This window comes from Paenibacillus sp. ALJ109b (genome assembly GCF_010747435.1).
Taxonomy (GTDB): Bacteria; Bacillota; Bacilli; order Paenibacillales; family Paenibacillaceae; genus Paenibacillus; species Paenibacillus taichungensis.
On sequence record NZ_JAAIFP010000038.1, the window covers coordinates 71,122 to 96,605 of the forward strand.

General features: G+C 46.0%; 21 protein-coding genes and 1 riboswitch. Of the genes, 14 read left to right on the plus strand and 7 right to left on the minus strand.

The genetic code is table 11. The features are described from left to right. Positions 1-134 precede the first annotated feature (134 nt). From G3352_RS29440 to bcp, 4 genes are read left to right on the plus strand one after another with little or no spacing between them, the layout of a single operon-like run. Complete coding sequence (locus tag G3352_RS29440; protein ID WP_163761540.1) at positions 135-1,181, plus strand: ABC transporter ATP-binding protein; 1,047 nt, start codon at positions 135-137, stop codon at positions 1,179-1,181. A 1-nt stretch (position 1,182) separates the two neighbouring features. Next, positions 1,183-1,977: an ABC transporter permease gene (locus G3352_RS29445; RefSeq protein WP_163761541.1), complete on the plus strand. Its 795-nt coding sequence runs from the start codon at positions 1,183-1,185 to the stop codon at positions 1,975-1,977. A 13-nt stretch (positions 1,978-1,990) separates the two neighbouring features. Further along, entirely contained in the window at positions 1,991-2,767 is a 777-nt protein-coding gene (locus G3352_RS29450) for an ABC transporter permease (RefSeq protein WP_205525121.1), read from the plus strand. 46 nt (positions 2,768-2,813) lie between these two features. Continuing rightward, a complete protein-coding gene (gene bcp, locus G3352_RS29455) occupies positions 2,814-3,278 on the plus strand; it encodes a thioredoxin-dependent thiol peroxidase (protein WP_163761543.1) in 465 nt (154 codons plus the stop codon). Positions 3,279-3,370: 92 nt separating this feature from the next. Here bcp and G3352_RS29460 read toward each other — a convergent pair whose 3' ends face one another. From G3352_RS29460 to G3352_RS29480, 5 genes are read right to left on the minus strand one after another with little or no spacing between them, the layout of a single operon-like run. Continuing rightward, positions 3,371-4,498, minus strand: coding sequence for a GerAB/ArcD/ProY family transporter (locus G3352_RS29460; RefSeq protein ID WP_163761544.1), 1,128 nt, complete (start codon positions 4,496-4,498; stop codon positions 3,371-3,373). Positions 4,499-4,543: 45 nt separating this feature from the next. Beyond that, positions 4,544-5,650, minus strand: coding sequence for a GerAB/ArcD/ProY family transporter (locus tag G3352_RS29465; protein ID WP_163761545.1), 1,107 nt, complete (start codon positions 5,648-5,650; stop codon positions 4,544-4,546). A gap of 19 nt (positions 5,651-5,669) precedes the next feature. Then, on the minus strand, positions 5,670-5,906 hold the full coding sequence (locus tag G3352_RS29470; RefSeq protein ID WP_163761546.1) for a hypothetical protein: 237 nt from the start codon (positions 5,904-5,906) through the stop codon (positions 5,670-5,672). Positions 5,907-5,911: 5 nt separating this feature from the next. Next, a complete protein-coding gene (locus G3352_RS29475) occupies positions 5,912-7,114 on the minus strand; it encodes a Ger(x)C family spore germination protein (protein ID WP_163761547.1) in 1,203 nt (400 codons plus the stop codon). 18 nt (positions 7,115-7,132) lie between these two features. Beyond that, entirely contained in the window at positions 7,133-8,644 is a 1,512-nt protein-coding gene (locus G3352_RS29480) for a spore germination protein (RefSeq protein WP_163761548.1), read from the minus strand. Positions 8,645-8,819: 175 nt separating this feature from the next. Between G3352_RS29480 and G3352_RS29485 the strand changes: the two genes are divergently transcribed. Next, complete coding sequence (locus G3352_RS29485; protein ID WP_163761549.1) at positions 8,820-10,133, plus strand: MFS transporter; 1,314 nt, start codon at positions 8,820-8,822, stop codon at positions 10,131-10,133. A 143-nt stretch (positions 10,134-10,276) separates the two neighbouring features. Here the strand turns inward: G3352_RS29485 and G3352_RS29490 are convergent, their stop codons facing one another. Further along, complete coding sequence (locus G3352_RS29490; RefSeq protein ID WP_163761550.1) at positions 10,277-10,921, minus strand: DedA family protein; 645 nt, start codon at positions 10,919-10,921, stop codon at positions 10,277-10,279. A gap of 245 nt (positions 10,922-11,166) precedes the next feature. Between G3352_RS29490 and G3352_RS29495 the strand changes: the two genes are divergently transcribed. From G3352_RS29495 to guaA, 5 genes are all read left to right on the plus strand, one after another. After that, the gene (locus tag G3352_RS29495) at positions 11,167-12,435 is read left to right on the plus strand and encodes a polysaccharide deacetylase family protein (RefSeq protein WP_163761551.1); all 1,269 of its coding nucleotides are present in this window, start codon (positions 11,167-11,169) and stop codon (positions 12,433-12,435) included. Positions 12,436-12,538: 103 nt separating this feature from the next. Continuing rightward, entirely contained in the window at positions 12,539-13,528 is a 990-nt protein-coding gene (locus tag G3352_RS29500; protein WP_163761552.1) for an AAA family ATPase, read from the plus strand. After that, on the plus strand, positions 13,525-14,889 hold the full coding sequence (locus G3352_RS29505) for a DUF58 domain-containing protein (RefSeq protein WP_163761553.1): 1,365 nt from the start codon (positions 13,525-13,527) through the stop codon (positions 14,887-14,889). Before G3352_RS29500 ends, G3352_RS29505 begins: the two co-directional genes overlap by 4 nt. Beyond that, positions 14,876-17,239 (plus strand): transglutaminase TgpA family protein, encoded by a 2,364-nt coding sequence (locus G3352_RS29510; protein WP_163761554.1) that lies wholly within the window; start codon positions 14,876-14,878, stop codon positions 17,237-17,239. The genes G3352_RS29505 and G3352_RS29510 overlap by 14 nt, the downstream gene beginning before the upstream one ends. Positions 17,240-17,555: 316 nt before the next feature. Further along, entirely contained in the window at positions 17,556-19,094 is a 1,539-nt protein-coding gene (gene guaA / locus G3352_RS29515) for a glutamine-hydrolyzing GMP synthase (protein WP_163761555.1), read from the plus strand. 139 nt (positions 19,095-19,233) lie between these two features. On the opposite strand, the gene G3352_RS31530 is transcribed toward guaA, so the two are convergent. After that, positions 19,234-20,511: a flagellin N-terminal helical domain-containing protein gene (locus G3352_RS31530; RefSeq protein ID WP_275898468.1), complete on the minus strand. Its 1,278-nt coding sequence runs from the start codon at positions 20,509-20,511 to the stop codon at positions 19,234-19,236. 249 nt (positions 20,512-20,760) lie between these two features. Here G3352_RS31530 and G3352_RS29530 point away from each other — a divergent pair, with 249 nt between their 5' ends. The 4 genes from G3352_RS29530 (at position 20,761) to G3352_RS29545 (ending at position 24,823) form a co-directional block, all read left to right on the plus strand. Next, complete coding sequence (locus tag G3352_RS29530; protein ID WP_163761556.1) at positions 20,761-21,762, plus strand: leucine-rich repeat domain-containing protein; 1,002 nt, start codon at positions 20,761-20,763, stop codon at positions 21,760-21,762. Positions 21,763-21,898: 136 nt separating this feature from the next. Then, complete coding sequence (locus G3352_RS29535) at positions 21,899-22,150, plus strand: hypothetical protein (RefSeq protein ID WP_163761557.1); 252 nt, start codon at positions 21,899-21,901, stop codon at positions 22,148-22,150. Between the two features lie 380 nt (positions 22,151-22,530). After that, a riboswitch (purine riboswitch) is annotated at positions 22,531-22,630 on the plus strand. A 188-nt stretch (positions 22,631-22,818) separates the two neighbouring features. Beyond that, a complete protein-coding gene (locus tag G3352_RS29540) occupies positions 22,819-24,195 on the plus strand; it encodes an NCS2 family permease (protein WP_163761558.1) in 1,377 nt (458 codons plus the stop codon). Positions 24,196-24,433: 238 nt separating this feature from the next. Further along, entirely contained in the window at positions 24,434-24,823 is a 390-nt protein-coding gene (locus tag G3352_RS29545) for a hypothetical protein (protein ID WP_163761559.1), read from the plus strand. Positions 24,824-25,484 lie beyond the last annotated feature (661 nt).

Here is a 25,484-nt window from a genome sequence, read left to right on the forward strand (position 1 = left end):
CGACATATCTGTGAGATGCAACAGAGGACGCGGCCTCAGACTATTTTTTAAAGCTTGCTGAATTTTGACTGATACTATTATAATTTCTTTTTGGGCTACAAGCAATTTCAACAAAATCCAAGTGAGGTATAATCATGCTGGCGATTGATGTCAAAGATTTACGCAAGTCGTTTAGCGTCCAGAAAAGTCGAGGAGGACTTAAGGGCGCATTCCAGGATCTGTTTGCACGTCAATACCAGGAGGTCTTGGCTGTAAATGATATTTCATTTCAAATTCCGCAAGGCGAAATATGCGGATATATTGGGGAGAACGGTGCCGGTAAATCAACAACGATTAAGATGTTGACCGGCATTTTGGTGCCTACTTCAGGGCAAATATCGGTTGGTGGATATGTTCCGTATCAGGAACGTGAGAAGTTTGTACAGAATATTGGTGTCGTTTTTGGTCAACGCAGCCAACTCTGGTGGGATATTGGTGTCATTGAGTCCTTCCATCTGCTGCGCAAAGTGTATCGAGTAAGTGAGGTCGATTTCCGCAAACGTCTGGATGAATTGGTTGAGCGGTTACAGCTTCAGGATCTGCTGAACCGTCCGGTACGTAAGCTCAGTCTTGGACAGCGTATGCGCTGTGAACTGGTTGCTGCGCTGCTGCATAATCCGGATATTGTGTTTCTGGATGAGCCAACCATTGGTCTGGATATTGTTGTGAAGTCGGAAATCCGCGAATTCCTGAAAGATATGAATAAGGAACACGGAACAACCATTTTGCTGACAACCCACGATCTGCAGGACATCGAAGCTTTATGTTCAAGAGTTATTATGCTCGATGCGGGCAATATCATCTATGATGGCGGGTTGGATCATCTAAAATCCCAGTGGGGCAAAGAACGGGAAATCCGGTTCAAGTTTGGTACGGCTCACCCTATGGAACAAATGCTGGGATGGACAGCTGCGTTTCCTGTTCGATGGACGGTGGAGAACGAACTGTCCGCATCGGTCTGGATTCCACTTGAACTCAACGTGTCGGATGTGCTGGGACGTGTCGTTGGACAGGCAGATATTACCGATATTCAGATTATTGAGATTAACACGGATGAGATCGTGCGCAGTATTTACCAATCCGGTTCAGCCGAGCGTCCCGAGATTGTGGGAGCAAAGAATGAAGCGGTGGGTGTATCCTAACATGAATAGTGCATTTTTTGATTTTATGCGCATCCGGTTCCTGACGATGCTTGCATACCGAGTGAATTATTATTCCGGCATTTTGATATATACGCTGAATATTGGCGTGTATTACTTTACGTGGCAAGCCATTTACGGCAGTAGTGGTGAACTGGGCGGTTTTACGGCAGCTCAGATGACGACATATGTGGCTGTATCGTGGATGGCGCGTGCGTTTTATTTTAACAATCTGGACCGGGAAATAGCCGCAGACATTCGGGATGGCTCCATTGCCATTCAATTCATAAGACCGATCAACTATGTCATGGTCAAAATGATGCAGGGGCTGGGCGAAGGTATTTTCCGTTTCCTGCTGCTCATGATTCCTGGAATGCTCATTGCCATTCTGTTGTTCCCGGTTGAACTGCCTACGGCGCCGTCCGCGTGGATTGGCTTTCTGGTTATGCTGTTCTTCAGTTTCCTCATTAACTCCCAGATTAATGTCATTACGGGACTGGCCGCATTTTTTGTGGAAAACAATGAAGGTATGATGCGCATGAAACGCGTTGTGGTTGATCTGTTCTCCGGTCTGATCATTCCAATCAGCCTCTATCCGGGCTGGATGTCTTCAGTGATGAAAGTATTGCCTTTTCAGGCCATTACGTATCTGCCCGGTTCGGTGTTCACTGGAAGAGTGGAAGGCACAGGCATCTGGAGCGTACTCGGTATTCAGGTGTTCTGGTTTGTCATACTGCTCATTCCGATGATGCTGATCTGGCGTCAGGCGCGCAAGCGTCTGTTCGTGCAAGGAGGATAACAGAGTGTACTATATGGGTCTGATCTGGGAATATTTAAAAAATTATATGAAAACACGTCTCATGTACCGCGCCGACTTTTGGGTTGAGATCCTTTCGGATTTGCTGTTCCAGGCAACCAATCTGATCTTTATCTTTGTCGTTTTCCGACATACGGATAATCTGGGCGGTTGGAGTGAGAGTGAAGTTCTTTTTGTTTATGGATATTTTATGGTGCCTTACGGCATCTTCAGTTGTTTTATCAATCTGTGGGGGTTCAGTGAACGGTATATTGTCAAAGGCGAGATGGATCGCATATTAACACGACCTGCGCATAACCTGTTCCAGATTTTACTGGAAAATGTGGACCCACCTGCACTTGTTGGTTCGTTTATCGGTCTGATCATTATGGTCATCAGTGGTGCAGAGATGGGACTTGTGCTGGAGTGGTGGCATATTCCGGCCCTCATTATTCTTACTCTTAGCTCAGTGTTAATCTATGCAGGAATCTATATCACTTTGACGTCGTTATCTTTCTATTCGGACGCGCCTACAGGCATCCTGCCATTAATGTACAACATTCAAGGATATGGACGTTATCCGGTAACCATCTATAACCGTGCGATTCAGGTCCTGTTAACGTGGGTCATTCCATTTGCCTTCGTGGGCATTTATCCGGCAGCCCTGTTCCTGGAACGATCCGAAATGCACCGAATGGCGATGCTAACACCTGTGATGGGATTGGTGTTTGGCTCTATCGGCCTTCTCTTATGGAATTATGGCGTGAAGAAGTATCGCGGAGCAGGATCGTAACAGAAGTCCGTTGTGAAAGGAAAGACGAGATAAAGGAGGAAATGAGATGACATTAACCGAAGGGAATCTGGCACCAGACTTTGAACTTCCGTCCAGTACGGGAGAGACGGTGAAGCTCTCGGATTATCGCGGACAGCGGGTGTTGATATATTTTTACCCGAAGGATATGACTTCTTCCTGCACACAGCAGGCATGTGATTTCCGTGATCGTCATGAGGAGTTCAAGGGGTTAAATACAGTTATTCTGGGGATTAGTATTGATCCGATGAAGCAGCACGACAAATTCATAGCCAAATACGGCTTGCCATTCATCCTGTTATCCGACGAAGAACATCAGGTTGCCGAGAAGTACGGTGTATGGCAGCTCAAAAAGATGTATGGCAAGGAATATATGGGGATGGTACGCTCTACGTTTCTCATTGATGAAGACGGTGTTTTGCTGAAGTCATGGTCCAAAGTTCGAGTTAAAGGGCATATTGAGGCTGCGTTGGAGGCTTTGCAGCAACTTTAGGAAGGTAAACTGATCTGTTCTCTATACAACAAAAAAATGTTACTTATTAATAAAGGCTGTGTTCGCGGGTTATACCGTGAAGCACAGCCTTTTTATGTGGGCAGGCGTTCTGAATGGGTCTGATTTTTTCTGTTCTTGCCAAAGCGAATGCGATGAACAAGTATAAGCAGCAGAGGAATAATAAAACTGCAAGTAATGTCCCAATCCACCCATGCAGGCATGATGGTATTTGTGTAGAAAATCACGTTAGGTGAAATCAGGATTGCTAATGAAAACATTAGCAAGGCTGAAGGAAGTATTAAAGGTTTGTATGTTTTTAACTGAAAGAGCTGAGCACAACCTACCACAAAAGCAAACATATACAGCAGGCTTTTAAAATAGGTTGCAATTAACCAGGCAGTGGCCATAAAAGCCTCAATACGCTCAAAGAAGTTACCTATATTAATTTTCTGGGACAGGGTATAGGAGATATAGATATTATGTTGGGTCATGAATGGCCCCACTACGAGTAGAGAGAACAGTAACAACACACTGAGAAGTATGCCTCCACAAAAAGTAGCAAGCAACATGTCCCGTTTAAGATGCGGCCCTGTCACCACATAAGGAAGTATCATGGAAAGTACGATTAGCTCCCCGAAGGAGGTGAATGATCCACGTACAACAGTTTCAATCAAATGAATCCGGCTGGTGCTCAAGAATGGTTGCAGATGTGAAACGTCTATTTTGGGCAGCAAGCCCACGAACAGTAGAGCCATAATGACAACAACAATAGGAGTCAATAGCTCACTGGTGGCTCCCATGGTTCGCAATCCTTTCATTAGGCCCCAGATCAGCGAACACATGAGCATAATCAGAATGACACGGATGGGGGTCTCGAGGTAGATTTGAGTCGTCATGAAGTCTCCAACCTCACGGATACAGATAGCAGCACCTATTGCGAAATAGAACAGGTACCCAGCAGACAAGATCGATCCAATCCATGGACCAAGCAATTTTTTGCAAATTTCTATTAAAGATAGCTTAGGGTAGGATCGGTGGAGTTTGTAAAAGATCCAAGTGATGAATAGGCCGATAGGCTGGCTGAGGAAAGAGCATATCCATGCATCATTTTTACCCAAGGTTGTGACCAACGAAGGGTAGATCAAAATCATATCCCCGACCATGACAAGAAAGGTTAGCAAGGTGAATTGCCGAATGGTAATTTTATCTTTAATTATCATGGTCTCCAGCCCTCCTTCCTGACATAGTAGAACTTCAGCATTACCTTATCCTGAAGGCTTGTTTTTCCAGCGCATTTTGAACATGTGCACCAACAGTAACAGTCCTGGCAAAATAATGCTCAATGTGGTGTCCCAATCTACCCAATATGGGACGACCGTAATGACGATGAAGGTCAAATTGGGCGAAACCAGATTGGCAAGGCCAAATATAAGCAATGATGCTGGGAGGATGAGTACCCGATACTGCTTGAGCTTAAATAGTTCGGCGGATCCGACGATAAATGCGTACGTATATACCATTGCTTTAACATACGTGGAGATCAGCCAGGAAGAAGCCATGATGGCTTCAATACGCTCAAAGAAACCACCGATGTTAATCTTCTGAGATAAAATAAAGGAAGCATAGATGTTGTGCTGTGTAAGGAAAGCACCTAGAACGAGTAGAGAGATGGTAACCAGTATTGCAAGCAACAAGTTTCCAAGTCCTGCCGCAACAAGAACATCCCGAGTTTGGTGAGCCTGTTTAAGCGTGTAGGGAATAATCATCATAATGGGGACCAGTTCACCTATCGGATATATGATACTGATGAGAATACCCTGTAGGATGGGAACAACACCGGTATCCGTAACAGGCTTCAAATTGCTGGGATCAACCTGAGGGAGTAGACAGAATGCAAGCACAAGAATAAACACGATAAGGATAGGCATCAGTAATTCACTGCTTCTCCCCATCGTCTCAAGACCATGATATAACCCCCAACCAACCGTAATGACAAACATGAGAATGATGACGCGAATCGGGGTGTACTGAAAGATTTCGGAGGTAAGGAAATCTCCAACCTCTCGGGTGTGTGTTGAGGCACCTATAACAAAAAAGAAAAGATAAAATCCGGATACAAGAGTGCCTGGCCAAAATCCTAGAATGCTTCTTGCAATCTGTATCAGATTTTTCTCCGGATACAGATTGCACAGCTTTAAAAACATAAGGGTGAGGGCCATTCCCAATGGAATCCCAATAAGAGCACATATCCAGGCATCTTGTTTGGCATAGGATGTGATGACCGAGGGGTAGATTAGCATCATATCCCCGACCACCATCATGAAAATGAGGGTGGACAATTGTCTTGTTCCGATGCGGCCCTGCTCAAGCATAATGTCCCCTCCTTTTTTCCTAAGTTCCGGTCAAGTGTGCTAGAAATTGATTTACAGGTTCATACATCCATATGATGAGATAAAGTGGACTGGGAAAATCCCAAAGGTTGGCCGCAAAGATGCTTAGAAAGGTAGCTATGATCAGCAAGACACCGTAAACAGCTGTTTCTTTCCATTCCTTGCGACGAATGAGCCCAGGCAGATCGTACCATCCAATGAGCCCTGCAGTCACAACGACACTAAGTGTAAGTAACATCTGCCTCACTCCCTAATTTGATCTTTGAATGAATCATCCAATGTGCCTACACGTTTGATTTGCACATTAACTTTGTAATCGACATCCAGATCTTCTAGATATTGATCCCAATCCTTCTCCACCTTTTTGAAGAACTTGGGATCAGCATGATAGACCTCCTGCCCGAATCCGAAAATATCGACGTGAAATTTACGCTGTACCGACTTGACGGATTTTTGCATCAGCTCTACGAGCCGTTCCTCACTGTCTCGTTCCAATTCCTTAAGTACTTCCATTGAACCTATTTTGATTCCACATTCCACGGCACCTATAGACGATACATTTTTCATGTTGATGTTGATGACAGGATGTCCGGCAACGACTTTTGCGCTCCGTTTGGTCGTTGTGCGGAGTGCTTTGAAGGTCACATATCCGTCTTTGCGACAAGGTAGATGACTGATGGTTGATACTACATTGTTTCGAATGTAGTTATACCCTTTGGATTCATCCTCCGTTAGCCAGCCAATCAGCTTATCTCCTCTGAATACAGACAGCCCGGTTGAATTCAGTCGGGCAGGAGCTTTAATAGTTGCAATATTTTCTTGATGTCCGCTTTTCTCTGGATTGCCAACGACCTCTACACCGGTAATCACAGGCTGTATTCCGGGAGACAAAATATATTCCATTAACTGATCGCCGGTTACAGTTGTTGTCGGTGACCAGGTCTTGGTGGAGACATCCAATGAATTGAACATTTTCTCCGCAGGTAAGTTTTCAAGAGGCGTCATCACGTCAAGCACTTTGGAAGCCGTTGTATTTCGTGCCACCATGACGTAATAGTCAGGCCGAACTGTAGGTTCCCGCATTAGAGCTTCGGTCACATCATAAATCCCGACTTTGCGGGCGTATTCTTCGCCATATACCAAAATACGTATGTGCGCCATAAAGATACGACGTGGGCTTGACTCTGTCAGTTTCTGAATAGCTTCAAACAGCGTTGGGGCAGAAGCCTGATACTGAGTCACAGGGGTCCCTTTGCCTCCCCCTGATTTGGAGGAAACTTCATTAGGGACAACCACTTGAGCACTCACTTTAATCATATCGCCATCCTTGTCCACCCCCAGTCCCAGCATAATACCGAGTTCATTGAGTTCCTGGCGATCCCAGCATCCGGTAAGGAGAGGGAGCAGAACGGCAAAAGACAGAATCAATTGTAGGCATTTGTTCATACACGTTCTCCTTACCGATTATCGCTTCGTTTTTTTGTCAGCTTGTCTGGTTTCATTCGCAGTTCCGGTAGAAAGCGGACGGGTCTTCATCCGGGCCCAAGGCACACGGAAGATGGTATCTTTGAGATCTTTCCCAATGTAAGGTGCGAATGGGGACATATAAGACACACCGAAAGATCTTAAACTGCATAAATGGGTTACCGTAATCAGCAGAACCATCAGAATTCCGTAGAAACCAAAGGCGGCAGCCAGAATCATCAGGACAAATCGCAGAATCCGTACAGAAATGGATAATCCATTTTCTGGAATGACATAGCTGGATATCGCTGTAATGGATACGATAATAACCATGGCCGCCGATACAACGCCTGCATCTACCGCAGCTTGCCCAATAACAAGGGTACCCACAATGGAAACGGCCTGACCGACCGTTTTCGGAATCCGTATGCCAGCTTCTCGCAAAATTTCATAGGTCAACTCCATTAAGATGGCTTCAATAAATGCCGGGAAAGGAACGCCTTCACGCTGCGCTGCCAAACTGATAAGTAGGTTGGTAGGCAGCATCTCTTGATGAAAGGTTGTAATGGCAATATAAAAGGATGGGGCGAGCAGCGCGATAAAGAAGGCCAAGTAACGAATCATTCGAATTAATGAGCTAATATCGGCCCGCTGGTAGTAGTCTTCGGGAGACTGAAAGAAATGAACAAACAGGGCTGGGACAAGCAGTACAAATGGAGTACCGTCTATAATGATTGCTACCCGACCCTCGAGCAGTGCAGCACATACGGTGTCCGGTCGCTCGCTGTTATAGACCGTAGGGAAGATCGTACCTGTTTTGTCTTGCACAAGTTCTTCGATATATCCGCTTTCCAGAATAGCGTCAATATCAATCTCATCAAGTCTGCGCCGCAGTTCTTTTACAACCTCTTGATCGACGATATGCTCCAGATATACTACGGCAACCCTAGTGTTGGAAACTCGGCCAATCTCCCTTTCTTCAATCCAAAGATGGGGGTCTCGAATTCGTTTGCGTATCAAGCCTGTATTCGTACGCAAATTTTCATTAAAGCCTTCCATAGGTCCTCGAACAACCGTCTGGGAAATCGGTTCACCGACGGCACGATCTTCCCATCCTGCTGCTGCAATTTTCAGGCCCTGATTGGAACCTTCTAGGAGCACAACGGCAAAGCCCGCCAGAAGGGCGTCAAGAATGTCTTTTATCTCATCGATTAAGATTACACTGCTGGCGACCAAGACATCATTCTGGAGATAGCTCAAATGCTCGTTTTCCGCCGAAAAATCAGGTAGTTCACGGGTCTGTAACAAGGGTTCCAGGATGGAATGGTTCACGATCTGCACGTCAACCATCCCATCGATGTACAACATGACAGAAGGCCATTTGTGCAAACACTGCAGAGGACGAATCATCAAGTCTTTGCTGTTCCCCATTACCTTCTTGCAATAATCCGTATTTTCCGTAAGATTCGGAGATATTCTCTGATCCTGACTGCTCTGCGTCGCTGTACTCATTCCTTCACCCCTTATACACCCTATATTTGCAAATTAGTATGACCTGGATGAATCAGGATTATCACAAAAGTGTTATTGAATATCCCACAAAATAAAAAAAGAATATTGTTAATTCCTTTATATTAGAATATTATCTAATTAGATTATCATCTAATAAAAGAGAAGAGGATTTGTCATGTTGTTTAGATCGTCCATTCTGATTTTGCTACAGAAAGAATCGGAATACCGCAAGTTCTTTATCGCGGGATTAGTGAACGGCATAGGTGACCGTTTCTGTCAGGTAGCCATGCTTTCGTTAATTCTCAGCACAACAGGATCTGGACTTGCTGTAGGACTGGCCCTTGGTCTGCGTGTGCTTCCATTTCTGTTGCTTGCCCCGGCAGGCGGCATGTTAACGATGCGATTCTCACGGCGAAAGATTATGCTGCTTACCAATTTGATAAGGGTGCCTCTTGCTCTGAGCTATTTACTCGTAAACAGTGCAGATGATTTGTGGATTCTATACACAGCGAGTACTTTACTAGCCTGTGCTGAGGCTCTCTATGCGCCGGTGCGCAAATCAGGCATACCACTGCTAGTACAGCCGGAACATTTGCTCAAAATTAACGGACTTGAACAGGTGATGAACGGTACGGTGCTGATCGTAGGTGCCTTTCTTGGGGGAATCACCTCATCAGTGATAGGGCCGCAGGCTGCGTTTATAACCAATGCACTGTGCTTTCTGATGGCTGCTGTTTTGATCCGAAAAGTCTCGTTTCCATCCGGAATGGGTACGGAATCAAATGAGATATCACTTGAAAGTATGGAGAGATCAGCCACAGCAGCTTCTGGTAAATCTTCAGTAATTACTCGTGTCAGTGGTGCAGTTCATGTTCCTTCGGTGATATGGAGGCTGGTTCGATTCTCTGTAGCATTACAGATCATCATCCTGTTCGAGTTATGGGTACCGGTCATAAACGGGATTGATAATGTATTGATCAGCGTTTATGCAATTGAAGTATTTTCCCTTGGGGATTGGGGTGTAGGTCTGTTCTATGCGGCGCTTGGGACAGGACTGGTATTAAGCAACTGGTGTTCTCGTTATTTTCAGCATTGGCTGCTCCCGGGAGTAGTCATGTGTCTGCTCGTGGAAGGGGGATTGCTTATGCTGCTTAGTGTGGTGACTATGCCAGTGATCGCAGTTATGATCTATATTCTGCTGGCCCTTATGTCAGGAGTAGGCAATGCTTGTCTGGATACATTGCTGATGCGTGAAACACCTGAGAAATATCGAGGGCTCATTTACGGCTTGGTGACGGCTTGCAGTAGTACCATGCTAGGGTTATCCATGTTTGGTGCGGGTTTGTTATTAGAAGTAGTGGAGCCACGAAAGCTTGGTTTCGCAGGCGGATTGGGTTTTGCGGCCATTGCTGTTTTGCTTACAACCTATGGATGGTTAAGGGCGCGTGAGGTTTTTAACATTAGACGTATAAGCAAAAGAAGAACATAAAAAAGGAGCCGCGATATGCAGCTCCTTGCTATTAACAGAAACAGAAAATATAACCTGAGGTTCCACACGGCACAAAAATCTCTGCGCTAAATATGTCTGAATCCAACCATTGATATCATCGATAGATATGTGAGTGCTATCGTTTATTTTTGTCTTTGCCGAATAGCGGCAGGTTTGCGCAACGATCGAGCTGCCCACGCTTTTCGATAACGGTACAGTACGGCTGCAATCAGCAGCAGTCCGATCCCCGCCACGATGTAAGGTGCATATTGATGAACAATCTGAAACACGGCGTTCCATTGGGGTCCAAATATTTTGCCGATGCCTAGGAACAGCATTACCCAGAACAGTGCGCCTGAATAGGCATAGAGAGCGAATTTACGAAAGGGAACAGCGGCTATACCCGCGAAATATCCGGTGAAATGTCTCACTCCCGGAATGAAATAACCGATGAAGATCAGGGCATTGCCGTACTTAGCAAACCACTTTTGCGTTTTATCCAGCTTGTCCTGTTTCATCAGAAACCATTTTCCATATCGTGTAATGAACGGCAGACCTGCTTTGGCCCCAATAAAATAAGTGATCGTCATGCCAATCGTCGTTCCCAGAAAAGCAAGGATGGCCAGTATTCCAAAGTCCAGATGACCCTTGTAGGACAGAAATCCTGCATAAGCCATAGTCGTTTCTCCCGGGAAGGGAAGGGCGATGAATTCCAGCAATAAACCAAAAAACAAAACGCTGTATCCGTAGGATCCAAACAGATGCTGGACCTTCTCAAGCAATTCCAATAGACTTCACTCTCCTGCAGACAGGGTGGGAGGAGATGCTTACTCTCCAAGGAGTTTTGTTCACGATCCTACCTGTCCATTATGCTACCTAATCCGAAGCCAAGAATCAATCACGAGCCATCCCAAATTGTGAAAAATTATAAAACAAAATCGCGTCTTTTTTCAGTGCGTCCTCCATATAATTCTAACAAATCTGCTGAAGTCTATCAGCAAATTCACTAGAGACGTTGGAGGTCGATTCGTACATGTTAACGCCAATACATACATTATTATCTGGAAAATGGTCTGTACTAATACTTCGCATAGTTGTATTGCTGTGTGTATTCGCTGCATCGGCAGGCACAACTTACGCTTCCTCTGTATCGGGGTCTGATGCACCGGCCTCCAAAGAAGAGAATCTTCAAGATAAGGTAGTCTATTTGAGTTTTGACGATGGACCGGGTAACCATACCCGTGAAGTATTGGATATTTTGCGCAAGGAACAGGTTTTGGCTACATTTTTTGTGCTCGGAGAGCAGGCAGAACGTTATCCTGAGATGATCCGTGTGGTTGTGGAAGATGGACATGCTTTGGGCAATCATACGTTTAATCATAATTATGAACAGCTATATAGTGATTTCAAAGTGTTCTGGAAGCAGATCAAACAGACAGAGTCAGTCGTAGAGCGAATTACCGGATTTCGACCGAATCTGGTCCGGGCACCGGGCGGTACCTACGGACATTTTGATAAGAGTTATTTTGATCTGCTGAAATTGGGCGGGTACACCGTTATGGACTGGAACGTAGACAGTGGTGATTCCAAAAGGAAGGGTGTTCCGGCCAAAGAAATCTTACGCAATGCGACCAAGGTGCCTGCCGGGGCACATTCGGTCATTGTATTGATGCATGATGGAGGAGCTCATGCCGAGACGGTAAAAGCACTACCTGGCATTATCAAGTATTACCGCGATCAGGGATTTCGTTTTGACACGATGAAGGCCTCGGATGAGCCTGTTCAATTCCGAATCGATTCCAATGGTAAATACAAGTCTCGCAAAGCCCCGAGTAAGGAATGGATCGCAGAAAATGTACAAGAGAACAGCAACCTGTGGTTGGCCGGCAAGGAACTGAAGGTGGAAATTGGTTTGGCAGCAGCCACATTGAAGCAAGGAGAGTTTCGCGTGGAAGATCAGCGGATCATGGTGCCTTTGCGGACCTTTATGAAAAAGTTCGGTGGTAGCGCTCGTTGGAATGCAGAGACCCGAACAGCCACAGCCGTATGGAAAGACCGAACCATGCATGCAGACAGTGTCAGCGGAGATCTGACAACGAAACGTTCAGGCCAGTTGAATGACAGAACGACAGAGGGAGTCGTGCAGAGTCAGGGAGGAACGATCTGGGTTCCGCTGCGTGAATTGATGGAGCATATGGGAGTAACCGTTGATTCACTAAAGGCGAATGAAAAGGAATGGATGGTTAAAGCCAGCGTTCCTCTAGCAGCAGCTAACAGCATGTATTTGGATAAATTGATCTGAATAAAGTCGTTCGTACAGGACTATTCTCTCTACTTCCGGGCAACACTGAATCATAGATTAGTATGGTTCAGGAATGCCGATGGATGGAAGGAGATTAGAAGATATGTCTTATATCCGAATGGAACATGAACATGCCGTAGAATTGCTGAATAGAGTTATGAAGCGAGTTGAAAGTGTGATCATTGGCAAAAAACAAGAGATTCGTTATGTGTTAACTGCAATGCTGAGTGGAGGTCATGTACTTCTGGAAGATGTGCCGGGTACAGGCAAAACGATGCTGGTTCGCGCCGTCGCTTCTGCACTGGATTGCTCCATGGGACGAATTCAGTTCACGTCGGATGTGATGCCGGCAGATGTGACGGGCACGTCGATGTATCATCCGCATACGGGAGAATTTAAGTTTCGACCAGGACCCGTCATGTCCAATATTGTGCTGGCCGATGAAATCAATCGCGCTTCCCCCCGTACTCAGTCGGCACTTCTGGAAGCGATGGAGGAAAGACGCGTTACGGTGGATGGCACAACCTATGCTTTGCCGCGCCCATTCTTTTTGCTGGCGACGCAGAATCCGTTGCAGTTTGAGGGCACTTATCGTTTGCCTGAAGCGCAGCTGGATCGTTTTATCATGAAGATTGGACTGGGGTATCCTGATCCGGAGCAGGAAGTCGAACTGTTAACCCGGATGCAAAGCAGAGAACTGCTTGATGAACTTCGCCCTGTCATGCTTGCTGAAGAAGTCGTAGCCATGCAGCGTGAAGTAAAACATGTACATGTGGACTCTGTTGTCAAACAGTATCTGGTTGCTGTTGCCGTTGCCTCCAGAAGTCACCCGGCGGTAAGACTGGGTATCAGCCCGCGCGGAACATTGGCCTGGATGGCCGCTGCACAATCGTTTGCTTACCTGCAAGGACGCAGTTATGTCATTCCCGATGATGTGAAAGAGATGGCTTTGCCTGTCCTTTCCCATCGCGTTCAATTGAAATCCCAGAACAGAGCGGAAATCTGGGCACAGGCGCAGGTGATTCAGGAAGCTCTGTCATCGGTTCCTGTACCTGTACAGATGGCGGCACAGGGAAGGGGACGGCGTCAATGACTGCGCTGGGTCAACGGATGTTGGGTGCTGTCCTGGTCATAGCTTTTGCCTCTTTGTATGTATGGCATGGCGGCAAGGCCGCGCTTTTTCTATCCATTATGGCAGCCTTGATGCTCGCAAGCGCACTGATTATCCATTTTCTCGGTCCGCGCAATATTAACATTCGGCGGCAAATGCATGCGAATCGGGTTGTGGCAGGCGAAATAACGCGAGTGGCCGTGGAACTGAAATTCGACTGCCCGATTCCACTGTTATGGATCATTCTGTGTGAGAATACACCTGCCGGTGTACACCGTAAGTTACTATTTCCGGGAACCCGTCGCCAGTTTACGTATCAATATGAATTATCGGGTTTGCGCAGAGGTGTATACAGATGGGAATCAAGCAGATTGTACTGGGGTGATGTTTTCGGATGGAATACGGTCTCCGCAGAGACTGTGAATCATACCTCGCTCATTGTTGTTCCCCAAGCAGCGGAATGGGGTGAGAATAATCCCGGAGAATACTCGGCAGTGGGAGAAGATGCACTGTCTGAGCGAAGAAGCAGTCAAGGGAATCGCAGTCCTGAGTTCCGGGAATATCAGCAAGGAGACCCGCTTGGGCGTGTTCATTGGAAAAGCACAGCCAAAACGGGTCGACTTCAGACTTTTTTGCCTGAAACCTCCGACTCTGTCTCGCTGGGTATACTGGTGTATGAAGGTGCATCTGGTTATGAAGTGCGGCAGTCAGAGAAGAGGGATACGCCCGCCTTTGAACGTGTAGTCCGTGCAGCTGCCCGTTGGATTCAGACCGCTGAACGTGACAACATTCCTTATCAACTGTGGACGGAAGGTGGTGGGTCAGGATCTGCTCATCAGGAGAAATGGCAGCAGGAACTCCTGCACTCGCCTGAAAACCATGCGCTGGACAAGCTGGCGCAGGCACGAATTTCCGCGCCTCAAGCTGTATCTCCATCGCTTCGTACAGAGATGTTGGATAGAATGGCGATCGGCTCACGAATTGTGATCCTCACTGGCAAAATGGATGACGCTTTGGTGGAGTGGGTAATGTGTGCAATCAGGTTGGGATACAGGGTAGAGGTCCAGTTAACGGAGTTCATGGCCGGAGAAGGTTCATCACCTATATCGCGAGCGGAATCACTCAGCAGCAATATGGCTCAGCAGCGAGAAAATCATGTTGATGCTGCGGATAGCGCGGTAGTTTCACAAAAAGCACATTCTATTGCAAAGGATCAAACCATTAGTGACATGGGCAATGAAAGTCTGGAACAGCTTCGTCAAAGTGGAGTACAGATCCATTGGATCACAGACTGCTCTTTACCTTCAATGAGAAAGGCGGAGGTAACGGATGTGGGAGCATAATGGAAACCCTCAAGTGAATTCCACTGTGGCTGACCGGAGGTACGCCGCAAGTTTGGGATTAGAGTCTGTGCATTCCATATATAAAGCGGAAACCAGGACATCTGGAGTAGATTTGAAGAGTCCTGGCCACAGTTCGGAGCCTCTTCTTTACAGAATCGGTCTTTCTGCCATTTTGCTTATATTGTCCATGGAGTGGATTTATCCGGTTACGTCAGCGGGTCAGCAGGGCAGCGAACGATTCTTATCCGTGATGGCAGGATTAACGGGGGCCTTGCTGCTCGCGGGGTTGCTTCGTACGGGCTGGATCACGGGAATACTGATTAGACTCTTCATTGCTCTAGCCGCATTATGTTGCATGTATGGAGGTAATGACCTTGCTGGATGGGCAGTTACCTATCCGACCACTTTTTCTGCCGATATGGGCAGTTTCATGAGTACGTGGCGTTTTCACTCGATTAGTGTGGAGACAAGAGGTCTGCTCATGATGTGCGGTTGGAGCATGCTGATGGCTTCCGTGCAGTCACTGGTACTGCTGCGACGAAGTTTGATGCTTTTTGGCAGTGCAACATTGGTCTATCTACTGCTGCTTGAATCCTTTGCCGGGCTGGATGTATATGCTTCGGTGATACGTTCTGTGTTGTGGATTCTACTCATTCAGGCCATGTTACAGTTGCTTCGCCTTAATGGCGGGGTCACCACACCGATCTTTAAGCATAGTCCTTATGGCCGTTGGTCTGCGGTAACGCTTGCGGTGTCGGCAGCCATGGTACTTTTCTCAGCGATCCCTGGTCAGCTTGCCTCTATTCCTCCACCGGAACGTATTTCACTTGAGCAGATGGGTGAGCGTTTGGCCCGCTGGGCAGGCTATACACAGCAAGGAAGTATTCCTGCAACAACTGCCGTCACAGGATATAGTACAGCGGATGCACCAATGGGCGCACCTTTGGTGCAGGGAGACACGATTTTTTTTACGGCAAAAAGTCCGGAAGCTACGTATTGGCGGGGCGAGACCCGTTCATATTATAACGGAAGCACCTGGAGTGATCCTGTGCAGAGCTTTGAGACGGCAAGTCCATCCGGATTGGTGCGCACCGATGGTTGGGAGTACCCGACCTATTGGCAACGTATTCGTCAAACGGTGACGATGAAGCGAGAGTGGAGAGGACCCAATCCCCTCTTCACAGGTGGAATGCCACTCAATCTGTCGTTCCAGGATAAGAATAGTGATAATCAGAAGAATAAACGTTTACTGCTATCAAATGAAGATTCCGCAACGTTATGGCTCGCGGCTACTTATGACAATCAAACTGTCAAAAGTTATACGGCAGATGTCATGATTCCCGTGGCAACACCTGAACAGCTACGCCTTCTGGGGAAGAAGTCCAACATGAAAGATCCGGCTGCAATTCGCAGAACGTATCTGCAGCTACCAACTACGCTTCCCGGACGCGTGCAGGCTCTTGCCAAGGATATCATTCAGGGGAGTGAGACCCGTTATGATGCCGTGCAAGCCGTAAAGTCGTACCTTGCGGACCACGCCGAATATACGCTGGATACCCGTATGCCACCACGCGGAACTGATTTTGTGGATGATTTTCTATTCGTTACACGGCAGGGTTACTGCAATCATTTCTCGACAGCTATGATTGTGCTGCTACGTGCAGAGGGCATTCCGGCACGCTGGGTTAAGGGGTTCGGGCCCGGGGAAGCCGATGCGGACGTCTCGGGGCAATACATTGTGACCCAGGGAGATGCACACTCCTGGGTAGAAGTGTATTTTCCAGGCGCGGGCTGGATGCCGTTCGAGGCTACGCCAGGCTTCACTATGACGCAGGGTGAAAGCCAAGACGCCGCTGCGCTGAGCGGGCAGCCGTCCGTTGCCGTAACCCCGCCGCAGACGGACGGCGGGGTGGCTCACGCGGGCGCATGGCTGCTCGCCCGCGCTCGGGCCATTGCCGCGCACCCATGGCTCGCGGTGGCCCTTGCGGCAGCGGCGCTGCTGTGCGCCGCCGGGGCCATCCGCATGCGGCGGCTTCGCCCCGCGCTGCGGCTAAGGCTGCTGCTGGCGTGGCCGCGCAGCAGCTTTCCGGACCGCGAGCGGCTGCTCAGCGCCGCCGCTCCGGTCTGGGCCGCGCTCGCGCGCCGCTACGGCCCGCGGCCGCCGGGAATGACGCTGCGTGAATATGCAGCGTCTCCCGCCGTGGCCGCAGGCACGTACGGCGCGGACATCGCGCGGTTCGCAGCCGACTGGGAACGGCTGCTGTACGGGCCGGACCGTCCGCTGCGCGCGGACAGTCTGGACTTCCTGCGCCGGGCACTTCAACTGGCCCGGCGCATGCAGGCGCTGTAACACGAAGTACAACGCCGAACTTAACATAGGACGCCTTTCTCGCCCCATAAAGCGAACGAGGCGTCTTTCCGCGATCATACACCGTGAGCTTCATGCGGACGATCTCTTTTATGTTGAAAATAATGCGTCAACCCTTTTCTTATATTTCCTATCGGGAATATATAGAATGGAGGCGAGAATATTCGATCAAATATTGTAATCTCAGGCGTTGAATATGCCATGTTTTGAAATGTCGAAAAAAGGAGTTTCGCCTTTCCTTGACGGTATGTTTTGTCGTTGCGTATAATTAGTTTCATTAATTGAGGGAGGCTCGGTAATGAATAAGCAAAATGAAATAGTGGTTGTCCTTGACTTTGGGGGCCAATACAACCAGTTAATCGCCAGAAGAATCCGGGATCTGGGCGTATACAGCGAGCTTTTGCCGTATAACACACCGGCGGAGAAAATCGCAGAATTATCACCAAAGGGAATCGTGTTCTCGGGTGGACCATCTAGCGTTTACGCAGAAAATGCTCCACATGTAGATCCGGCCGTTTATGATCTGGGATTGCCAATATTTGGAATTTGTTACGGTATGCAGCTCATGGCGCAACAGCTTGATGGTAAAGTCGAGCGTTCTGAGAAGCGTGAGTACGGTAAAGCGGATATTGAGTTTGCACCAGGTGCTGCTCTAGCACAAGGTATCGAAGGTGAACATACGGTATGGATGAGTCATGGTGACCACGTGGTTGCTCTTCCTGCTGGATTCAAACTGGATGCAGGCACGGAAAGTGCGCCAATCGCAGCAATGAGTAACGATGAGCGCAAATTGTATGCTGTTCAGTTCCATCCAGAAGTACGCCACTCTGTTCGCGGTAATGAAATGATCAAAAACTTCCTGTACGAAATCTGTGGTTGTGAAGGCAACTGGAGTATGGAGACGTTCATCGAAGATACGATCAAAGATATTCGTGAAAAAGTGGGCGACGGTAAAGTATTGTGCGCACTTAGCGGCGGTGTAGATTCTTCCGTTGTGGCTGCATTGCTTCACAAAGCCATCGGAGACCAACTGACATGTATGTTTATCGACCATGGTCTGCTGCGCAAAGGCGAAGCGGAGAGCGTAATGGAGACGTTCGTCGGCAAATTCGACATGAAAGTTGTCAAAATCGATGCACAAGAGCGTTTCCTGTCCAAACTGGCAGGTGTGGATGATCCGGAACAAAAACGTAAAATCATCGGTAACGAGTTTATTTACGTATTTGACGAAGAGTCCAAGCAGTTTGATGATTTTGAATTCCTGGCGCAAGGTACACTGTACACGGATATCGTGGAAAGTGGCACAGCGACAGCTCAAACCATCAAATCCCACCACAATGTGGGCGGATTGCCTGAGGACATGAACTTCAAGCTGATCGAACCACTGAGTGCCTTGTTCAAAGACGAAGTGCGTAAAGTCGGCGAAGAGTGCGGTCTGCCAGAAGCAATCGTATGGCGTCAGCCGTTCCCAGGTCCGGGTCTTGCGATCCGTGTACTTGGCGAAGTAACGGAGGACAAGCTCAAAATCGTTCGTGATTCGGATTACATCCTGCGTGAAGAAATTATCAAAGCTGGTCTTGATCGCGAGATCTGGCAATACTTCACAGCCCTGCCTAACATGAAGAGTGTTGGGGTTATGGGTGACGCGCGTACGTATTCCTACACTGTAGGTATCCGTGCAGTAACGTCCATTGACGGTATGACAGCTGACTGGGCACGTATCCCTTGGGACGTATTGGAGAAAATCTCCGTGCGGATCGTTAATGAAGTGGATAACGTCAACCGTATCGTGTATGACGTAACTTCCAAACCACCAGCAACGATTGAGTGGGAATAGGTTGTGAAATATTAGTGGACTTCATTGCTTAGAAGCCCTGATATGGTTGGAACCCTTGAATTATTAAATAAAAAGCTCATCCTTGATAAATTGTTATCAAGGATGAGCTTTTTATATTGGTTAGATGAATTAATCAACCCTAGTTCCGAAGTAACTCCAGTATTCGTTGGGGTTGACTGTTTGCTTGAGCAAGTATGGCTTGAGAGGCATCGGTTAGAATACTCAGTGTAGATATCTTTATCATTTCTTTGGATATGTCAGTGTCCCTGATTCGTGACTCGGATGCTGTAAGGTTCTCAGAATAGTTGGATGTGTTGTTATAGGCGTACTCTAGTCGATTTTGATAGGCGCCTAATTTTGCACGCTCCCCTGTGACTTTATCTAAAGCCGTTTTGATATCTGTTACTGTGATATGAGGAATGACTTCATAATCATCAAAACTTGCTTCCGAAAATGCGGTGAACAATCCGGTGTAGCCTTCAAGCATGGATGTATTGGCGGAATAGCCTTCGATCTTTCCTACACCCGTAACAGAAAATGTATAATAATTGCCTACAACAGTTCCGGTAAGTTCATAGTTCTGATCTAATTGCGCAGGATCCACTACTATGGAGGTAATTAATCGATATGATCCATTTACGCGTTCTCCAATATATAATCCACCGTACTGGCTATACCATCCAAAAACTTGGTTGTTAAAGTCGTTTCCTTTAATAATTATGCCAATATTTCCATCTGGATGTGTCGTCATGAATTTTCCATTGACCGTGATGGTCATATCGTTACCTTGAATTACTTCCGAGAGAATCGTTTTGTCACCAACGCCTTCAGTGGACTGTGTCAATAATCCGTTCTGGACTGTCCAGGCACCTTGCGCAGGATGCCATTGTGAAAACCTATTTTGATCGTTAAAATTCTCCCTATAATATAGGTCCAGATGCATGTCATTAATGCTTAGCGGAATTGTGTCAGTACCTGTATGGACAGCAGCATTAGTAAGTGAGCCATTCAAAAGGTAGATTCCATTAAATTGTGTGTTGTTTGTTATATCCTCTATATTTCGGAGGTTGTGTGTAATTTCTAGATTAATTGTTTCTTTATCACTATAGGTGTATGTATCATTTTCCCTTTGAACAAGTAGTTCTCTGATTCTTTGAAGTCCGCTTGTTATGCTATTGAGAGCACCTTCCGCAGTTTGAATTAATGAGATTCCATCTTGGATATTTCTTACTCCTTGCTCTAAAGCCCTAATCTGAGCACGCATACTTTCGCTAATAGCTAGACCGGCAGCGTCATCCGCAGCGCGATTAATGCGTAGACCGGACGAAAGTCTTTCAAAAGAAGTTTTTTTGGCGTTACTATTATTATTAATTCTATTTTTGGCGTTTAATGCTGGCAGATTATTGTTAATTCTCATATTTCTCCTCCTATCCTAATATTAGTATACACGTTTCGTGGAGAAAATTAATCTGATAAGGATAGACACTTAAACAAGACTGACCGTGTTGATAAGCTATGAAACGTAAAATGCATTTTTTTATGAAAAATTTAAAACGTCCATCGATGGTATGACAGCTGACTAGACACGTATCCCTTGGGATGTATTGGAGAAAATCTCCAATAGATTTTACGAAGAAGAACACTCTGTAAGGAGGAACTATAGCGAATGAAGGAAAGAATCGAACTTAACCCAGGATGGACTCATGAAGAGGTTGCTGCACTTGCGGCTCGTCCTGAACTAAAAATTGTTCAATACAGCGAGCACAATATCCCGGATGTAAACCTGATGCAGACATTGAATGAGGAGCTGTTTGCCAACAGACCCGATGTTACTTTTCGTATATATGGCTTTCATTCGCAATCTGGCGACTTGTCTGTTCTAAAATATATGAACCATGTAGAAAAGCTTGTGATTGACTGCAATAGACGTGTTCACGGGATTGAGGCCATAGGTGCATTGCCAGGGCTAAAAGAGTTTGCCTTTGACGTATTTGAAGCGGAGTCTCTTGATGTATTGGCTCTTTTACCTACCACTTTACAACAGCTCCGCATTGGCAAAACCAAAACAAAGAAAATCAATTTATCCGTACTTAACCGTTTTACCAACCTTAAAACACTGAGTGTGAATGGTCATACAACTAACATCGAAACGATCGGAACGTTGTCATCACTCCGGTCCCTCTATATTTCGGGAATGCCATTAAAGGAATTGGGATACTTAAAAGATGTAACGGCTTTGAGCGAACTTTATCTCAGTTTTGGTGGAGCAGAGAATCTGGATAGCCTTGCGGGAGTGAAATCTTTGCAATTGTTGAAGCTCCTAAGGGTGAAAGGATTATCAGACCTATCCGTATTGCCTGAATTGAAGGAATTGCGCTTATTAGGGATAGAGGACCAGCCGCATCTAACGAGTCTGCCATCTCTTGAAAATCTGACTGAATTACAGCGTGTTTTCCTGAACAATGTGAATGTGGAGAATATTGATTGGGCAAAGACTTCCAAAAGTCTGAAAGAGCTCGCCCTTCTGCAAATGAAACATACTACCGCCGAAGATATCGAATCTCTGATTCATCATAAATCCTTGGAAAGAATGATCGTTCATTTGAAAAGTGCCAAACAGCAAAAAAGTGGCGAAGCAGGCGATAATGGCAGCAGGCATGTGGGATGAGAGCGGATGGTGGTATAACGATGAATCTCTGAATATTTAATTCCTTTTTTAGGTTCGTTTCAGATTGTTTTCATATGGGGCTTGTACACTGAGTACAGAATACGGCTATATGGCAATTGAAAGGAGAATTGAATGTATGCGTAAAACCGACAATATGAGCAAATGGAAGATGGGCATTGGAAGTGCGTTTCTGATGGTGATGCTGGCAGGATGCGGCTCGGGTATGCAGGATTTGGCTCTTGGTGCGGGGGATTCTTCATTTGTGAATTTAGAGGCAGCAGATTCGTCTTCCGATCAAGCCCAGAATCAGGAATTGTCTGAAGGGTCAACGGCTAACACCGATCAGGAACAACAGCAGGTAAGGGATGGACTTCAGACAGAAATGTAAGGACGTAGGACTTATCGTGTAAAAAATGATCTGGTGATCGTCGCAGCTTGCTCCGTATACCTAAGCTAATGGATATTAAGAAACGTTATTCTCACCACATAACCATCTTCTAGAAGACCAATCAAGCTACCATAATCAAAGGGCACGTGCTTTGATTTATGGTAGCTTTTTTAATGTTGTAGATGAAGAGAAAACTTGTGGCAAGATCGACATATACACATGAAAACGTAGTGTAAAACCAATTTTAATTTGGGTTGTAAACCGCTGAACTGGTTCATTTTGTTAAATAATACGAACGATTTATAAGTTGAACGAGGATAATATTCGTTTTTATCATTGACAAACTAGAGGCATCCCTCCTAAAATAGTGATGGGAAACACACAAAAAACGCATACTACTTCGTATAATCCCGGGGATTGGCCTGGGAGTCTCTACGAGATCACCCTAATGATCTGGCTACGAAGAGGATAAGGCTGAGCACACGAATTCTACATGATTGCGTCGGGCATGACATCTCGCACATTAGAATTTTTTTGTTCTCCGTAATTGGCACCGTGCCACTCCTCGTCAGCTAAAACCCTGGGTGATACATTTCATCTTCAGGGTATTTGTCGTTTTGTCGGTTTTCAATATGGCTTCAACATCTCTAAGGGGGAGTTAGTGAATTATGGATCGTTTCTTTAAACTAAAAGAAAACGGAACGAACGTTAGAACGGAGATTGTTGCGGGTCTTACTACCTTTATGACAATGGCGTACATTCTTTTCGTAAACACGTTGTTCTTGGGATCGGCCGGAGCCGGTATGTCGGACAATGCAGTATTTTTTGCAACAGCCGTAGGTGCTGGTTTGATGACCATCATTATGGGATTGTTCGTTAACATTCCGATCGCCCTTGCACCAGGTATGGGTTTGAACGCTTACTTCATGACCGTGGTTCTGAGTTCCAACGGTGCGATTTCCTGGCAGGCAGCTCTCGGAGCCGTATTTATCTCTGGTATCGTGTTTATTATTTTGACAGTGACCAAAATTCGTCAAATGCTGCTCGTTGCAGTTCCGGACTCATTAAAAATGGCAATCACAGTTGGTATTGGTCTCTTTATTACCATTGTAGGTTTCAAACTGGCTAATCTGGTCGCTGTAACAGTTAATGTTGCACCAGATGCAGATCTGAGCCAACCGATTCCGGGCAGCAGTTTTAATCTGTCTTTGGGTAATTTCATCTCGCATCATGATGCATTACTGGCTCTGATTGGACTGTTCATTATCGCTATACTGATGGTTATGCGCGTCAAAGGTGCACTGCTAATCGGTATCATTGCTACAACGTTGATTGGTATCCCAATGGGAGTTACGAATCTCAGCGGTTTGTCCGGTGCAAGCTGGTTGCCTAACTTCAGCGATCTGGCGGTCGGACAACTGGACTTGAAGGGTGCAATTAGCCTTGGACTGTTTGAAATCATCTTCATCTTCACCTTTGTAGAGCTGTTTGACACATTCGGAACGATGGTGGGCACAGCAACACGAATGGGGATTATGAAGGATAAGAAAAAAGGCGAAAAAACAGTTGGCAAAGCAATGCTCGTCGATGCAGTGGGTGTAAGTGCAGGAGCTGCACTGGGTACAAGTACAATTACCGCTTTTGTTGAAAGTGCCTCTGGCGTCGAAGCTGGTGGACGTACAGGTCTGACCTCTGTAACGACAGGTATCCTGTTCATCTTGGCCTTGTTTATTGCCCCGCTGGCATTGGTTGTTCCGTCAGCTGCAACAGCTCCGGCATTGATCATCGTGGGTGTCTTGATGATGAGTCAGGTTCGCAGCATTGAATGGGATGACTTCCTGCAAGCTTTCCCGGCGTTCCTTACAATTGTATTGATGCCTTTCACTGGAGGAATTGCAAACGGGATTTCCGCAGGGATTGTATCCTATGTAATCTTGGCCGTATTCGGTAATCTGGTTACGGAGCGCAAAGTAAAGATCCACTGGCTTATGTGGATATTGGCTATCATTGTTATATGCCGGTATGTATTTATCGGTGGAGAGTAAAGGTTTGACTGAATAAATCGGGTCAGATTCTTATAATGTATTTCTTATTTATACAAATGAAAGAAGAAGCGGAAGCCTTGGTACTTTAACCGGGCTTTCGCTTTTTTGTTTCTTATATATGTAGCATGAAATTTAAAAGAAGGGACAGGAGACTCTTTGAAATGTTCTACGTAGGGGATATTCTTGATCTATGGGAGATCGAAATTGACTTTCTTCTATATATAAAGGGGGGACATACATGAGTTATGATTTGATGGTTTTTGATCCAGCCAAAGCTCCAGTTGATAAAACGTCGTTTATGAGATGGTATGGTGAGCAGACAAAATGGTCGGAGGATCATTCCTATTCAGACATTAAGGTGAGCTCAGAGCAGTTGCAACGCTTTTACGAAGAGCTTATTCTGACATTTCCTTCGATGAATTTAGACGATGATGTGTTTGAAGCGATGGAAGAAGCGGGAACAGATAATCGATTAACAGAATACTCGCTTGGAAAAGAAATGATTTATGCTGCATTCGCGTGGTCTGTTGCGGAGGACGCCTATAAAATGATGCGTGAGTTAGCTAGGAAGCATAACGTTGGTTTCTTTGATGTAAGCGGCTCGGATGGTGAGATCATCAGACCCTGATGTGTATACTTAAATAGCAAACTTGAAAAGATGCACTATGAGGATTACATAGCAACATCTACAATTTATGAAAACGGGAGCGGAAATAACCGATCCTGTTTTTTTAGTTTTATAAATGATTATGAATTGGACAAATAGGCATATCTGAGCGGATTGAGGTGAGTTAACAGGCAAGCTGGATATAACCGGTTTGAAAGATATTCTGCTATATATAATAGAAACTATTGTAATGTGAGAGAGTTGCTATTCTCCCGAGTTTGGAAAGATAGTTGCTGCTGCGGGATGAGTATCTTGTAAAGTATAATAGGAGTAGGGAGGAAGAAGTAAAGCAATCATTGATATTTTAAAAATAAAGCTTGCGTTCCAAATCTGTACATGGTATATTCTAATTCCGGCCAAGAAAACACGAGAAACACGGTGCGGCAAGCGAATGAAATAAGCTTCGAAAGAAACTTAAAAAAAGAGCTTGCAAAGTTGGTTCGGATGTGATAAGATATAAAAGTTGCTGAGGTGAACAACACACAGCAATGAAACAAGTTTGATCTTTGAAAACTGAACAACGAGTGAGTAACGATCTTGCTTGCAAGATCGACGCTGAGAAATCGGTACACGTCTTCGGACGGTATGATTTCGAAGCAAAATAAATGAGATTTTTAATCTC